Genomic DNA, 13,883 nt, shown 5'->3' with positions numbered 1-13,883 from the left:
GCTCATGAAACGTATCCTGTTCTGCGTGGTGCCCGAGAAGGGCCACGTCAATCCGTGCATCGGGCCGGCCCAGCATCTGCGCGCAGCCGGCTGCGACGTCGCGTTCTATGCGCCGGCCGACATCAGCGCCCAGCTGGACGGCGCCGGCGACTTCGCGTTCGTCGGGCCGCGCGAGACGCCCGAGCGCCACGACCTGTCGCGCGGCGCGAGTTTCGCCGCGAACATTCGCGACGCCGACTGGCTGCGGCACTGGATCCGCACGTTGCTGATCGACCTTGCCCCCGCGCAGGTGGACGGCATTCGCGCGGTGCTGCGCGACTGGCGGCCCGACGTGGTCGTGATCGACCCGCTGCTCTATGCCGCGGCGATCGCGGCCGAGCTGGAAGGGCTGCCGTGGGTCTCGATGTCCAATTCGCTGAATCCGGTGCTGCCGGACGATCTCGATTCGGAACTGCTGCGCACGGTGCGCTGGCTCGAACCGGAACGCACGCGGCTGTTCGCGCGCTACGGCCTCAATGCGCGCTTTCGAGGTTGCGACGTGCTGTCGCCGCACCTGACGATTGCGTTCACGACCGATGCGCTGGTGGGCGCGCCGCCGCCCGGCGTCGAACTGGTCGGCCCGGCGATGCCGTCGGGCCCGCGCGGCGACGAGACGGCGTTCCCGTGGGAACGCGTCGACGCGGATCGCCCGCTCGTCTACATGTCGCTCGGCAGCCAGCTTTACTACCACCCGGAGGTGTTCGCGAAGGTGATCGACGCGACGCGCGCGACCTCGGCGCAACTGGTGCTGTCGGTGGGCGAACTGGTCGATTCGGATCTGCTGCCGGCCGGCGACGAACGCGTGCTCGCGGTGCGTTACGCGCCGCAACTGGCGCTGCTGCGGCGCACGCACGCGTTCGTCAGCCACGGCGGCGCGAATTCGGTGATGGAGTCGCTCGCGTGCGGCGTGCCGATGCTGCTGTCGCCGTTCTGCAACGACCAGTTCCATTCGGCGCATTTCGTCGAGCGGGCCGGCGCGGGCTGCGTGCTCGATCTGCAGCGGGCCGGCGTTACGGACATTACGGATGCGCTCGAACGCCTGTTGCGCGCCGGACCGTTGCGCGAGCAGGCGGCGCGAATTCGCGACAGCTATGCCGCGCGCGACGGCTCCGCGCAAGCCGCCCGCCTGATCAGCGCACTCGCTTCAGGAAGCCGCCTGGCGACAGCGTCATGAGCACGCGGTCCTCGATGTCGTGGTCGATTTCGAACCGGTCGTCGCGGGCGAGAAATTCACGCGCGGCCGTGGCCGGATTGTTGCCGCGGCCGTACGGCTTGCCGTCGAACATCGACTCGGGCAGGTACTCCATGATGGTGTCCATCACGATCGCGTAGCTGCCGGGCGTCACGAGCGGCGCATAGCATTCGAGTTCGCGCAGCACGTGCGCGTGCGTATGCGTGAGATCGAGGATGGCCATCACGCGCGCGTCGTCGTCGATCTGCGCGTGCACCGATGCGAGCGTGTCGGCCGCGCACGATTCGCCTTCGATCAGCACGATGCGATGGGCGAGCCGATGCGATTGCAGGCGCTGGCGGACCTCGTCGCGCAGGCGCGGTTCGATCGCGACGACGCGGCCCGGGGTGCCGGCCAGATCGAGCATCGACGCGGTGAACACGACGCCGCCGCCCGCCGCGACGCCGGTCTGGACGATGCAGTCGGGGCGCTCGCGCCAGATCAGTTCCTGCAGCGCGAGCATGTCGCCGGGCAGATGGAAGAAGCGCTCGCCGAGCCAGCGGGTCTGGAACAGATGGCCGAATTCGGCGGCGCGCGTCAGCCATTCGATGTTGATGTCCCGCATGCGGGCCGAAGGACGCTCTGACATGATCAATGCAACGAGTAGGAGTGAGGTGAAAACGCTGGAACCGTGGCTTCACCGGTACTGGAACATCGGGCCGGCGCGCCTGCAGGCGCTGGCGTCGGGCCATACTAACAAAACGTATCTCGTCGAGTGCGACGCGGGGTGCACGGTCCTGCGCGTATCGTGGTCCGGCAAGCCGGTCGGGCAAATGCAGCGCGAGGCGTCGATCCTCGGCCGTCTCGGCGAGGCGCGCACGGCGCGGCTGCTGCCCGCGCTGCCACGGCTGCGGCCGACCGTCGATGCACAAACCGGCGTGCAGATGCCGGACGGAAGGTGGCTGCATCTGTTCGAGCAGATCGACGGCCGTCCCGGCCTCCCGGACGACGCGCACGCGGGGGCGACCGATGCGATGCGCACGCTTGCGCATCTGCATACGGCGCTGGCCGCGATACCGGCAAGCGAAGCGGCGCCGCTCGCGTGGCTGTCGGCCCGTCATGCGCGTGTCGCGGCGCGTGCGATGCCGTCGCTGCCTGGCGATCTGCGCGACGCCTACGACACGGTGATCCGGCGAATCGGCATACATCTCGACGCGGCAGCCTCGTGGCTCACGGGGGCAGTGCATTGGCTGCACGGCGACTATCACGCGGGCAACCTGCTGTATGTCGGCAACGCGGTGAACGGCGTGCTGGATTTCGACGATGTGGGGCAGGGAGCGCAATGGCTCGAAGCGGCCTTTGCGTCGTTCGCGCTGTCGCGCGATGCGGGCCGGGATGACGGCTTCGTGTTCGATCGCGGGCGATGGAACGCCGGTCTGGAGACCTATGCGGCGACGCGGCCGGATGCGGCGCCGGATTGGTTGCGCGACAACGACGACGCGCTGATGACGCTGTTCTGCGCGGACCAGACGCTGATCCATCTCGAAGCGGCGCAGCGCGGGCTGTGGATGCCGGGCCCCGGCATCGGATTCCTCGGCGGCTGGCGCCAGTTGCTGGACGGGGCGGGGCCCGCGAGTTAGCCGGCCGTCGCGTCAGCGCGGCCGGTTCAGGAACAGCCGCACGGCCTCGACCGTGTTGGGCCGCGCGTCGCCGTGCCGCGATCCGTCATGCAGGCAGAACAGTACGTCGCGATGCTGTGCCGTGCAGGCGTCGACATGCGCGCACATCGCGTCGAACAGCGCCTGCGGCGACGGCGCCGGCCGTTGCCAGTCGTCCAGTATCGCGGTCCAGCCCGTGTGTTCGCGTGGCAGGCGCGCGAGCACGGCGGCGCGATCGTCCCGCGGCATCAACCCGTACGGAAGACGCAGCGGAATCGCGTTCGGTGCGGGAAGGCCGGCGCGGCGGTAGACGCCGCGAATCAGCGCGTCGGTCGTGTCGATCTCGTCGATCAGTGCGGCGTCAGCGAGCACGCCGGGTTTCGCGTGCGAATAGGTGTGATTGCCGAGCCGATGGCCTTCGCGCACGATTCGCGTCGCGACGCCGGGTGCGTCCGCCAGGTGCTGGCCGAGCACGAAGAAGGTCGCCGAGCACGAGGCGTCGCGCAGCACGTCGAGCAGCGCGGGCGTCGAGGGGCCGGGGCCGTCGTCGAAACTGAGGTGAATGGAGATCATCGGTCGCCGGGGCCGCTCATTGAACCGGCTCGATGGCCAGTGGGCACCTGCCCACCGGACGCAGCCCGGTGCCGGTCCATTCGTAGAAGAACCGGGCCGCTTTCGCGGTGCCGGCGTCGCAATCGTCGTCGAAGCAGCCGGCGACGATCAGCAGCCTGCTGCCGGCTCGGAAGTCGACGCGCTCGTCGTCGTTGCCCATCACGCCCGAGATGGCTTTCACGCCGGGCATCGTGTACGTCGCGCCCGTGTTCTTGTCGACGATCGCGAAATTTCGGCAATCCGTTCCGCAACCCCAGATCGCGATGCGATAGTGACCGGCAAAATTGGCCGGTTGCGCGAATTCGTCGCGAATGACGGTGCGGTACAGGCGCGCCTCCTTGCTCGTGAGCCGCGGCGCGGCAGCCGGTTTGCGTGGCGTGCGGGCAGCGGCCGGTGCCGGATAGCGATCGAACGAAGGCGAGGTACAGGACGCGGCCGCCGTGGTGGCGGGCGCAGCCTCTGCAGCCTGGGCAGCGCCGGCACGGCCCATCAGCGCAGTAGATGCGACGGCGATCAGCAGAAATCGATGGGCAAGCGCCATGCGAATGTCCTTCGTGTTCGAGGTGAATGTCGAGCCGCAGCCAGCCGAACGGCCGGCGACGACGATTCTATGACGCTTCGCGCGGGCTGGCGACACGGCACGGCACGGCGGCTGCGCAACTGCCGATCCGGCGATGCCGCGCGGAATCGTCCGTCAAGCATCGTCAAATCGCCGCGATATATCACGATGCCTGACGTTTCATGTGGCTTCGAAGGCTGTCCTGCCCCGGTCGATTGCGTATCCTTGGATGCGATTCGCGGTATTCATGCAGTCACAACCGGGAGGCTTTACATGAATGCACGTCTTTACCGCGCGACCGTTGCCGGTGCGCTGATCGGATTGCTCGCGCCGTTTTCGGTCGCCCATGCGCAACTGGGCGACGTCCTGAAACAGGTCGGTGGTGGTGGCGATTCGGGCGGTAGCGCGGGCGGGGCGCTCGGCAACCTCGGCAGCCTTGGAGGCGCACTGACGGGTGGCGGCGGTGCGTCGCTGACGCCGGGCAGCACCGGCAACGTCGCGGGCCTGCTGCAGTTCTGCATCCAGAACAACTATCTCGGCGGCGCGACGGGCAACGGCGCATCGTCGGTGAAGGACGCGCTGCTCGGCAAGCTCGGCGGCAACGCGTCCGCGTCGTCCGACAGCGGCTATACGAGCGGTGCCAGCGGGATTCTCGACGCCGGCAATGGCAGCAAGCTCGACCTGAGCGGCGGCGGCCTGAAGCAGCAGGTGACCAAGCAGATCTGCGACAAGGTGCTGACGCAGGCGAAATCGCTGCTGTAAACACACCGGCACGCATCGCGCGTGCCGGCGCCGGGGGCGGTGCGCAGGTGCCGCATCCCGTCAGCCATTCCGGCCGTGACGTTCGTCACGGCGAAAAGCACGTCGTGCGAGTCGATGCCGCGACCCGCGCAAGGCGCAAGGCGGTGACTGCGCGGCTCAATCCGCCAGCCGCTTGTCCGCGAGCGCCTTGCAGCAGTCTTCGTACACCCATTGCACGAGTTTGGCCCGATAGTCGAGATCGTCGGTATCGACGATTTCCTCGACCGCGTCGCGCGCCCACGACGCGTCGACGAACCCCGCATGCCGCTTCGCGATGTCCTGCGCGAGCGCCGCGAGCTTGGCGACCGACAGCCAGTCGGCCTGGCGGTGATGGCGGTCGAGCCAGCGGTGCGCGGCCTGCACCTGGAACGCGGCGTCCGGCCATGATTCGTTGAGGTAAAACGCGCCGAGGTTGCCGCAGGTGAGCCAGCAAAGCAGCTCCAGGCGGTCTTGCGAGCCGAGGGTATGGGATGCGTCGGACATGGCAGCGCTCACGAAGTGCGTCGATTCCGGGCGGCGCCGGCCGCAGCGGGCCGGTGCCGATAATAAAAACATAGCACGATGCGGGCCCGGCCGCGCACCCGGGCGGATGCTGACGTGGCGGCGGCCCGACGAATGCCTTCCCGGCCATGCGCGGCGGACGGCGGAGCACCGGCGTGATGACGTGCCGGTCCTTTCGAATCGCTGTCATTCGTCACACCAGTCACCGAAACGCTCGCTAGAATGGCGGCTTCCCTGGAGGCGGAACACGATGAAAATCTACGACCAGTTCTACATCGACGGCGCATGGCGCAAACCGTCCGGCACCGGCACCATCGACGTGATCGATTCGGGCACCGAAGCCGTGATCGGCCGGATTCCCGAGGGCGTTGCGTCCGACGCGCAGGACGCGATCCGCGCGGCGCGCGCGGCGTTCGATGCGTGGGCGGCCACGCCGGCCGCGACGCGCGCGGGCTACCTGCGCAAGATCGTCGAGCGCCTGCAGGCGCGCAGCGAGGAACTCGCGCAGTCGATCACCGGCGAAGTCGGCATGCCGATCAAGCTGTCGCGCGCGATTCAGGTCGGCGGCCCCATCTATAACTGGAAGGCGTACGCGAAGCTGGCCGAATCATTCGAATTCGAGGCGCAGGTCGGCAATTCGCTGGTGGTGCGCGAACCGGTCGGCGTCGTCGCGGCGATCACGCCGTGGAACTATCCGCTCAACCAGATCACGCTGAAGGTTGCGCCGGCGCTCGCGGCCGGCTGCACGGTGGTGCTCAAGCCGTCGGAAGTCGCGCCGCTCAACGCGTTCATGCTCGCCGAAGCGATCCACGAGGCCGGGCTGCCGGCCGGCGTGTTCAATCTCGTGTGCGGGTATGGCCCGGTCGTTGGCGAGGTGCTGGCCACCGATCCGGACGTCGACATGGTGTCGTTCACCGGCTCGACGCGCGCGGGCAAGCGCGTGGCCGAACTGGCGGCCGCGGGCGTGAAGCGCGTCGCGCTGGAGCTGGGCGGCAAGTCGGCGTCGGTGATCCTCGACGATGCCGATTTCGCGACGGCGGTAAAGGGCACGGTCAACGCGTGCTACCTGAACGCGGGCCAGACCTGCTCCGCGCATACGCGGATGCTGGTGCCGGAAGCGCGCTACGAAGAAGCGCGCGAACTCGCGAAGGCCGCCGCCGAAGCGTACGTCGCGGGCGACCCGCGGCAGGATGCGACGCGTCTCGGTGCGCTGGCGTCGGCCGCGCAGCAGCAGCGCGTGCAGGCCTACATCCAGCGCGGCATCGACGAAGGCGCGGAACTCGTGACGGGCGGCACCGGCTTGCCGGAAGGGCTCGCGAAGGGCTTCTTCGTGAAGCCGACCGTGTTCGGCCGGGTCGATCCGAAAGCGACGATCGCGCAGGAAGAAATCTTCGGGCCGGTGCTGTCGATCATCACCTATCGCGATGAAGACGAAGCCGTGCGGATCGCGAACGATTCGCCGTACGGGCTCGGCGGCGCGGTGTGGGCCGGCAGCGACGAACGCGCGCTGCGCGTCGCGCGCCGCATCCGCACCGGGCAGGTCGACATCAACGGCGGCACGTGGAACGGCGCCGCGCCGTTCGGCGGCTTCAAGCAGTCGGGGTACGGCCGCGAGAACGGCGTGTACGGGCTCGACGAGTATCTCGAGTACAAGTCGATGCAGTTGAAGCCGGCCAGGCCGGCCTGAACGCCGCGCGCGGCCCGAACCGGAAAATACGGCACGCTTGCGTGCCGTTTTTTATTGACGGCCGTCAAGGTGCGCGGCGGTGGATCGTCGATCATCGCGGTTCCGATGTTCCGACGAGGTTTCAGATGACCGTACGCACTTCCTTTCCGCCGCTGACGATCCGCGGCCGCACCTTGCTGCCCGTCGTGCAGGGCGGCATGGGCGTCGGCATCTCCGCGCACCGGCTGGCGGGCAGCGTCGCGCGCGAAGGCGCGGTCGGCACGATCGCGAGCATCGACCTGCGCCACCATCATGCGGATCTGCTTGCGCGGTGCCGCGCGCAACCCGATCGCGCGACGCTCGAGGCGGCGAATCTCGACGCGCTCGCGCGCGAGATCCGTCTCGCGAAAACGTACAGCGAAGGGCGCGGGATGATCGCGGTCAACGTGATGAAGGCGGTCAGCGCGCAGGCGGACTACGTGCGGGTCGCGTGCGACGAGGGCGCGGATGCGATCGTGATGGGCGCGGGCCTGCCGCTCGACCTGCCCGACCTCACGCAAGGGCACGACATCGCGCTGATCCCGATCCTGTCGGACAGCCGCGGGATCGCGCTGGTGCTGAAGAAGTGGATGAAGAAGGGGCGCCTGCCCGATGCGATCGTGATCGAGCATCCGGCGCACGCGGGCGGCCACCTCGGCGTCACGCAGATCGACGACATGCACGACGCCCGCTTCGATTTCGCGCGCGTGCTGGACGAAACCGCGCAAGTGATGGCGTCGCTCGGCATCGCCCGCGACACGATCCCGCTGATCGTGGCCGGCGGGATCAACAGTCACGACACGGTGCGCGCGGCGTTCGCGGCCGGCGCGAATGGCGTGCAGGTGGGGACGCCGTTCGCGGTGACGGAAGAAGGCGACGCGCATCCGCACTTCAAGCGCGTGCTCGCCGATGCGACGCCCGACGACATCGTCGAATTCGTCAGCGTGACGGGCCTGCCCGCGCGTGCGGTGAAGACGCCGTGGCTCGATCGTTACCTGCGCAACGAGACACGCATTCGCAACAAGCTCGGCGCGTTCAAGCAGCGCTGCCCGACCGCGCTCGAATGCCTGAGCGTATGCGGGCTGCGCGACGGCATCGAGAAGTTCGGCCATTTCTGCATCGACACGCGGCTCGCGGCCGCGCTGCGCGGCGACGTCGCAAACGGGCTGTTCTTCCGCGGCCGCGAAGCATTGCCGTTCGGCCGTGCGATCCGCAGCGTGCGCGATCTGCTCGACCTGCTGCTGACGGGCAGTGCGACCGAGCCTGCGGCAAACCGTCCCACGTTTACGCTGGCTTGACCAATATCAAGATGACGAAAAGACCCTACAGGGAGAATGGAAACCATTCTTTGGGGGTCCGTACCATGCATAAAACGATTCGAACTTGTGTCACCGCCGCCGCCGTCGCGGCCGCCATCGCGATGCCGTCGCTGTCGCACGCGGCGTCGCCGGGCGACGGCATCAACCAGGGTGACGTACTGGTCCGGCTGCGCGCGATCAGCATCCAGCCGAACGAGCGCGCGAGCGACACGCTCGGCGCGATCAACACGGGCGTGAACAACGCGATCGTGCCCGAGCTCGACTTCACGTACATGATCCGCGACTACCTCGGCGTCGAGCTGATCCTCGGCACGTCGCGGCATCAGCTGACGTCGAGCCTCGGCAATCTCGGCGGCGTGGGCGTGCTGCCGCCGACGCTCTTGCTGCAGTATCACTTCAACCATGCGGGCAAGGTGCGCCCGTACGTCGGCGCCGGGTTGAACTACACGTACTTCTACAACAACGGGCTTAACGTCGGCGGGGAGGGCGTGTCGATCAACAAGAGCAGCTTCGGCCCCGCGCTGCAGTTCGGCGTGGACGTGCAGTTGACCAAGAAGGTGTTCATGAACGTCGACGTGAAGAAGATCTGGATGAGCACCGATGCGACGCTGGGCGACAAGGGCATCGGCACGCTGCACATCGATCCGCTGATCGTCGGCGTGGGCGTCGGGATGAAGTTCTAGACGCGACGGAACAAGAACAGAGTTGGGGTTGGCGGCATGGCGGTCTGCATGCCGCTTTTTTTATGGGCGACGGATTTACAGCTTGTCGTACTGGAAGCGCATCGCGGTGCCTTCGCGCGTGATGCGCTCCCACACCGCGCGCTTTTCGTCGTCGCTCAGGAATACCCAGTTCGAGACTTCGGCGGCCGTGCGGCCGCAGCCCTTGCAGACTTCGTCGAAGAGCGTCGAGCACACGCCGATGCAGGGGCTGTCGGGGAGGTCGTGAAGATTGGAGGCCATCGGAGGGTTCGCGCAATTGAATCGTCAGCCGCCATTTTAATGCATCGCGGCGACCCGGCCGGACGCTCGCGCCGGCGTGTTGTCCCGGCGCGGGAGCGGGACAGTCGGGCAGCGCGTCGGGCGCGGTCGCCGGGCAGGCGCACCCGGCATGCGCACGCAGCTTCGCCGCTGTCCGTTTTTCCGGTGGACAGCCGCCGATTACCCGATAGAATTCCCCCGGAACGCCCCGCCGCACGGGCGGCCCGACGGGCCGGCGGCGGGAATCTGTTCCGTTTGCGCGACACCGGCATGATTTTTTTGTGACGGGGCGCGAATGATGGTAGTTTTCGGGGTTTTCGAGGGGCGGCGCGCCGGAATGCGTCGCCATGACGAGGCAGACGGCAGCCGGGCAACGCGTCCGGCCGGAGGGAGAACGGGATGAAAGCAAAGGTAGTGGGCCGGTTCGCAGCGCTCGCGCTGTGCGTGGGTGCGTCGGCGGCGGCGGCGAAGGATACGCAGCTCAATGTCTATAACTGGTCGGACTACATTGCGAAGGACACGATCCCGAACTTCGAGAAGCAGACGGGCGTCAAGGTCCGCTACGACAACTACGACAGCGACGACACGCTGCAGGCGAAACTGCTGACGGGCAGCTCGGGCTACGACATCGTCGTGCCGACCAGCAACTATGCGGGCAAGCAGATCGCCGCCGGCATCTTCGCGCCGCTCGACAAGTCGAAGCTGCCGAACCTCAAGTATCTCGATCCGCAACTGATGGCGCTCGTCGCCGGCGCGGACCCGGGCAACAAGTACTCGGTGCCCTGGGCATACGGCACGACCGGTCTCGCGTACAACCTGACGAAGGCACAGCAGGCGCTCGGCAAGGTGCCGCTCGACAACTGGGACATCCTGTTCAAGCCGGAAAACCTCGCGAAGCTGAAGACCTGCGGCGTGTCGGTGCTCGACGCGCCCGACCAGATGTTCGCGGCGGCGCTGCACTACATCGGCAAGGATCCGATGAGCACGAACCCGGCCGACTACAAGGCCGCGATGGACGTGCTGAAGAAGATCCGTCCGTACATCACGCAATTCAACTCGTCGGGCTACATCAACGACCTGGTCGGCGGCGACATCTGTTTCGCGTACGGCTGGTCGGGCGACGTCGTGATCGCGAAGCATCGCGCGATCGAGGCGAAGAAGCCGTACAAGGTCGAGTACTACATTCCGAAGGGCGGCGCGCCGGTGTGGTTCGACGTGATGGCGATCCCGAAGGATGCGAAGAACAAGGAAGCCGCGCTGCAGTGGATCAACTACATCGAGGATCCGAAGGTGCACGCGGCGATCACCAACGCGGTGTACTACCCGAGCGCCAACGCCGAGGCACGCAAGTACGTGCGGCCCGACGTCGCGAACGACCCGGCCGTCTATCCGCCGGCCGACGTCGTGAAGACGCTGTTCCTGCTCAAGCCGCTGCCGCCTGAAATCCAGCGTCTGCAGACGCGTCTGTGGACCGAGCTGAAGTCGGGCCGCTGACGCGAGCCGAAGTGAATCAGCAGTCATGAAGCCCCTGGTGCCCCCGGGGGCTTTGTTCGTCTAACGCAGGAGAGAAGCAGCACATCATGAATAGCCAGTCGGGCGCGCCGGTCGCGGGCGCGCCGTTCTCCGTTTCCTCCTCCGGCGCCGATGCGCGCGCCGAGAACTTTGTCCAGATCGTCGACGTCGTCAAGAAATTCGGCGACACCGAAGCCGTGCGCAGCGTCAACCTGACCGTGCGCCAGGGCGAGCTGTTCGCGCTGCTCGGCAGCTCGGGCTGCGGCAAGTCGACGTTGCTGAGGATGCTCGCGGGCCTCGAGACGGTCACGTCGGGCAAGATCCTGATCGACGGCGAGGACCTCGCGCAGATGCCGCCGTACAAGCGGCCCGTGAACATGATGTTCCAGTCGTATGCGCTGTTCCCGCACATGTCGGTCGAGTCGAACGTCGCGTTCGGGCTGAAGCAGGAAGGCACGCCGAAGGCCGAACTGAAGGCGCGCGTCGCATCCGCGCTCGAACTCGTGCAGATGGGCAAGTATGCGAAGCGCAAGCCGCATCAACTCTCCGGCGGCCAGCAGCAGCGTGTGGCCTTGGCCCGCTCGCTGGTCAAGCGCCCGAAGCTGCTGCTGCTCGACGAGCCGATGTCCGCGCTCGACAAGCAGATCCGCCAGCGCACGCAGATCGAACTCGTCAACATCCTGAACAAGGTCGGTGTCACCTGCATCATGGTCACGCACGATCAGGAAGAGGCGATGACGATGGCGAACCGCCTCGCGGTGATGAGTGAAGGCCAGATCGTGCAGATCGGCTCGCCGAACGAAGTGTACGAATACCCGAACAGCCGCTTCTCGGCCGAATTCATCGGTTCGACGAACCTGTTCGACGGCGTGACGGTCGAGGACGAGCCCGATCACGTGTACATCGAATCGCCGGAACTGCCGAGCCGGCTGTACGTGAGCCACGGGATCTCCGGCCCGCTCGGGATGCCGGTCACCGTGTCGGTGCGCCCCGAGCGGATCGCGCTCACGCGCAAGCCGCCCGAAGGCGCGTTCAACTGGGCGCGCGGCCGGATCAGCAACGTCGCGTACATGGGCGGCTATTCGCTGTATCACGTGAAGCTCGACGGCGGCAAGGCGGTGATCGCGAACGTGTCGAGCCTCGCGATTTCCGAACTCGACACGCCGGCGCTCGGCGACGAGATCTACGTGCGCTGGAGCGCGACCGCCGGCGTGGTGCTGACGTCATGAACGCGTTCAAGTCCCTGCTCGAGTGGCCGGTGCGGCGCTTCAACCTGACGGGCGCCACGGCGGTCGTGGCCGGGCCGTTCACGTGGCTCGTGCTGTTCTTCCTCGTGCCGTTCGTGCTGGTCGTGAAGATCAGCTTCGCGGAGCTGCAGCTCGGTATTCCGCCGTATACGGAGCTCGCGTCGTACGCGGACGGCGTCGTGCACATCGCGCTGAACCTGTCGCACTACGCGTTCCTGTTCACGGACAGCCTGTATTTCGCGACCTACGTGAACTCGGTGTGGGTCGCCGCGATCACGACGCTGCTGTGTTTGCTGCTCGGCTATCCGATGGCGTACTACATCGCGCGCTCGAACCCGGCTACCCGCAACCTGCTGATGATGGGCGTGATGCTGCCGTTCTGGACGTCGTTCCTGATCCGCGTGTATGCGTGGATCGGCATCCTGAAGAACAACGGGCTGCTGAACAACTTCCTGATGTGGATCGGGCTCACGCATACGCCGATCGAGCTGTACCGCACGAATTACGCGGTGTACATCGGGATGGTGTATTCGTACCTGCCGTTCCTCGTGATGCCGCTCTATGCGCACCTCGTGAAGATGGACCTGCGCTTGCTCGAGGCCGCGTACGACCTCGGCGCGAAGCCGTGGAAGGCGTTCGTGCAGATCACGCTGCCGCTGTCGAAGAACGGCATCATCGCGGGCTGCCTGCTGGTGTTCATCCCGGCGGTCGGCGAGTACGTGATTCCGGAGCTGCTCGGCGGCGCGAATACGCTGATGATCGGCCGCGTGATGTGGAACGAGTTCTTCAACAACGCGGACTGGCCGATGGCGTCTGCCGTGACCTGCGCGATGGTGCTGCTGCTGCTCGTGCCGATGGCGATGTTCCAGCACTTCCAGGCGAAGGAACAGGGAGGCCGCCGATGAAGCCGAATCGCTACCTGCAGTTCGCGGCGCTGTTCGTCGGCTTTGCGTTCCTGTACATCCCGATCATCAGCCTGATCGTCTATTCGTTCAACGAGTCGAAGCTCGTCACCGTGTGGTCGGGCTTCTCGTTTCGCTGGTATGCGGCGCTCGTGGAGGACGACGAGTTGCTGACGGCCGCGTGGCTGTCGCTGAAGATCGGCGTGCTGACCGCGTTCGCGTCGGTGTTCATCGGCACGTGGGCCGGCTTCGTGCTCGCGCGGATGGGCCGCTTTCGCGGCTTCGCGCTGTTCAGCGGGATGATCAACGCGCCGCTCGTGATTCCCGAGGTGATCCAGGGGATCTCGCTGCTGCTGCTGTTCATCGAGCTCGCGAAGTGGATCGGCTGGCCGGCCGAGCGCGGCGTGTTCACGATCTGGCTGGGCCACGTGATGCTGTGCATCTCGTACGTCGCGATCATCGTGCAGTCGCGCGTGCGCGAGCTGAATCCGTCGCTGGAAGAAGCCGCGCTCGATCTCGGCGCGACGCCGCTGAAGGTGTTCTTCACGATCACGCTGCCGCTGATCTCGCAGGCGCTGATCGCGGGCTGGCTGCTGTCGTTCACGCTGTCGATCGACGATCTGGTGCTGTCGGCGTTCCTGTCGGGCCCCGGCTCGACGACGCTGCCGCTCGTCGTGTTCTCGCGCGTGCGCCTCGGGCTGAACCCGGAGATGAACGCGCTCGCGACGCTGTTCATCATCGCGGTGACGGCCGGCGTCGTGATCGCGAACTTCGTGATGCTGCGTCAGGAACGCAAGCGGCTGGCAGGGTTCGCGGCCTGACGCGCCGATTGCGGCCATCATGAAAAACGCCCGGTGCCGACGACGAGTCGGGCCGG

The 13,883-nt window shown here is 66.8% G+C and carries 15 protein-coding genes; 10 read left to right on the top strand and 5 right to left on the bottom strand.

The window, feature by feature from the left end; genetic code table 11:
• Nucleotides 1-4 precede the first annotated feature (4 nt).
• Nucleotides 5-1,213: a glycosyltransferase gene (locus HWX07_RS20775; protein ID WP_175877516.1), complete on the top strand. Its 1,209-nt coding sequence runs from the start codon at nt 5-7 to the stop codon at nt 1,211-1,213.
• Here HWX07_RS20775 and HWX07_RS20770 read toward each other — a convergent pair.
• Complete coding sequence (locus tag HWX07_RS20770; RefSeq protein ID WP_175877515.1) at nt 1,170-1,859, bottom strand: CmcI family methyltransferase; 690 nt, start codon at nt 1,857-1,859, stop codon at nt 1,170-1,172. The genes HWX07_RS20775 and HWX07_RS20770 overlap by 44 nt on opposite strands.
• A 25-nt stretch (nt 1,860-1,884) precedes the next feature.
• On the opposite strand from HWX07_RS20770, the gene HWX07_RS20765 reads away from it, so the two are divergent.
• Entirely contained in the window at nt 1,885-2,850 is a 966-nt protein-coding gene (locus HWX07_RS20765; protein WP_175877514.1) for a phosphotransferase, read from the top strand.
• A 12-nt stretch (nt 2,851-2,862) separates the two neighbouring features.
• Here HWX07_RS20765 and HWX07_RS20760 read toward each other — a convergent pair whose 3' ends face one another.
• Nucleotides 2,863-3,441 (bottom strand): polysaccharide deacetylase family protein, encoded by a 579-nt coding sequence (locus tag HWX07_RS20760; protein ID WP_175877513.1) that lies wholly within the window; start codon nt 3,439-3,441, stop codon nt 2,863-2,865.
• A gap of 16 nt (nt 3,442-3,457) precedes the next feature.
• On the bottom strand, nt 3,458-4,021 hold the full coding sequence (locus tag HWX07_RS20755; protein WP_175877512.1) for a hypothetical protein: 564 nt from the start codon (nt 4,019-4,021) through the stop codon (nt 3,458-3,460).
• A gap of 291 nt (nt 4,022-4,312) precedes the next feature.
• On the opposite strand from HWX07_RS20755, the gene HWX07_RS20750 reads away from it, so the two are divergent.
• A complete protein-coding gene (locus HWX07_RS20750; RefSeq protein WP_175808613.1) occupies nt 4,313-4,801 on the top strand; it encodes a DUF2501 domain-containing protein in 489 nt (162 codons plus the stop codon).
• A gap of 156 nt (nt 4,802-4,957) precedes the next feature.
• On the opposite strand, the gene HWX07_RS20745 is transcribed toward HWX07_RS20750, so the two are convergent.
• A complete protein-coding gene (locus HWX07_RS20745) occupies nt 4,958-5,323 on the bottom strand; it encodes a hypothetical protein (protein ID WP_011549733.1) in 366 nt (121 codons plus the stop codon).
• Nucleotides 5,324-5,591: 268 nt separating this feature from the next.
• Here HWX07_RS20745 and HWX07_RS20740 point away from each other — a divergent pair, with 268 nt between their 5' ends.
• From HWX07_RS20740 to HWX07_RS20730, 3 genes are all read left to right on the top strand, one after another.
• Complete coding sequence (locus tag HWX07_RS20740) at nt 5,592-7,028, top strand: aldehyde dehydrogenase family protein (RefSeq protein WP_175877511.1); 1,437 nt, start codon at nt 5,592-5,594, stop codon at nt 7,026-7,028.
• Between the two features lie 125 nt (nt 7,029-7,153).
• A complete protein-coding gene (locus tag HWX07_RS20735) occupies nt 7,154-8,344 on the top strand; it encodes a nitronate monooxygenase family protein (RefSeq protein WP_027806546.1) in 1,191 nt (396 codons plus the stop codon).
• Nucleotides 8,345-8,409: 65 nt separating this feature from the next.
• Nucleotides 8,410-9,048: an OmpW family outer membrane protein gene (locus tag HWX07_RS20730; protein WP_012328582.1), complete on the top strand. Its 639-nt coding sequence runs from the start codon at nt 8,410-8,412 to the stop codon at nt 9,046-9,048.
• Between the two features lie 75 nt (nt 9,049-9,123).
• On the opposite strand, the gene HWX07_RS20725 is transcribed toward HWX07_RS20730, so the two are convergent.
• A complete protein-coding gene (locus HWX07_RS20725; RefSeq protein WP_006493160.1) occupies nt 9,124-9,327 on the bottom strand; it encodes a DUF1289 domain-containing protein in 204 nt (67 codons plus the stop codon).
• Nucleotides 9,328-9,744: 417 nt separating this feature from the next.
• On the opposite strand from HWX07_RS20725, the gene HWX07_RS20720 reads away from it, so the two are divergent.
• From HWX07_RS20720 to HWX07_RS20705, 4 genes are all read left to right on the top strand, one after another.
• A complete protein-coding gene (locus tag HWX07_RS20720; protein WP_175808616.1) occupies nt 9,745-10,839 on the top strand; it encodes a polyamine ABC transporter substrate-binding protein in 1,095 nt (364 codons plus the stop codon).
• A gap of 86 nt (nt 10,840-10,925) precedes the next feature.
• Nucleotides 10,926-12,086: a polyamine ABC transporter ATP-binding protein gene (potA, locus tag HWX07_RS20715; protein WP_175877510.1), complete on the top strand. Its 1,161-nt coding sequence runs from the start codon at nt 10,926-10,928 to the stop codon at nt 12,084-12,086.
• The gene (locus HWX07_RS20710) at nt 12,083-13,009 is read left to right on the top strand and encodes an ABC transporter permease subunit (RefSeq protein WP_006488137.1); all 927 of its coding nucleotides are present in this window, start codon (nt 12,083-12,085) and stop codon (nt 13,007-13,009) included. The genes potA and HWX07_RS20710 overlap by 4 nt, the downstream gene beginning before the upstream one ends.
• Nucleotides 13,006-13,827: an ABC transporter permease subunit gene (locus HWX07_RS20705; RefSeq protein ID WP_006475948.1), complete on the top strand. Its 822-nt coding sequence runs from the start codon at nt 13,006-13,008 to the stop codon at nt 13,825-13,827. Before HWX07_RS20710 ends, HWX07_RS20705 begins: the two co-directional genes overlap by 4 nt.
• The last annotated feature ends 56 nt before the right edge of the window (nt 13,828-13,883 follow it).

It is taken from the genome of Burkholderia sp. BCC0097, assembly GCF_902832985.1.
Classification (GTDB): domain Bacteria; phylum Pseudomonadota; class Gammaproteobacteria; order Burkholderiales; family Burkholderiaceae; genus Burkholderia; species Burkholderia orbicola.
Note: the sequence above shows the minus strand (reverse complement) of the source record. Positions and strands in the feature narration are given on the sequence as shown.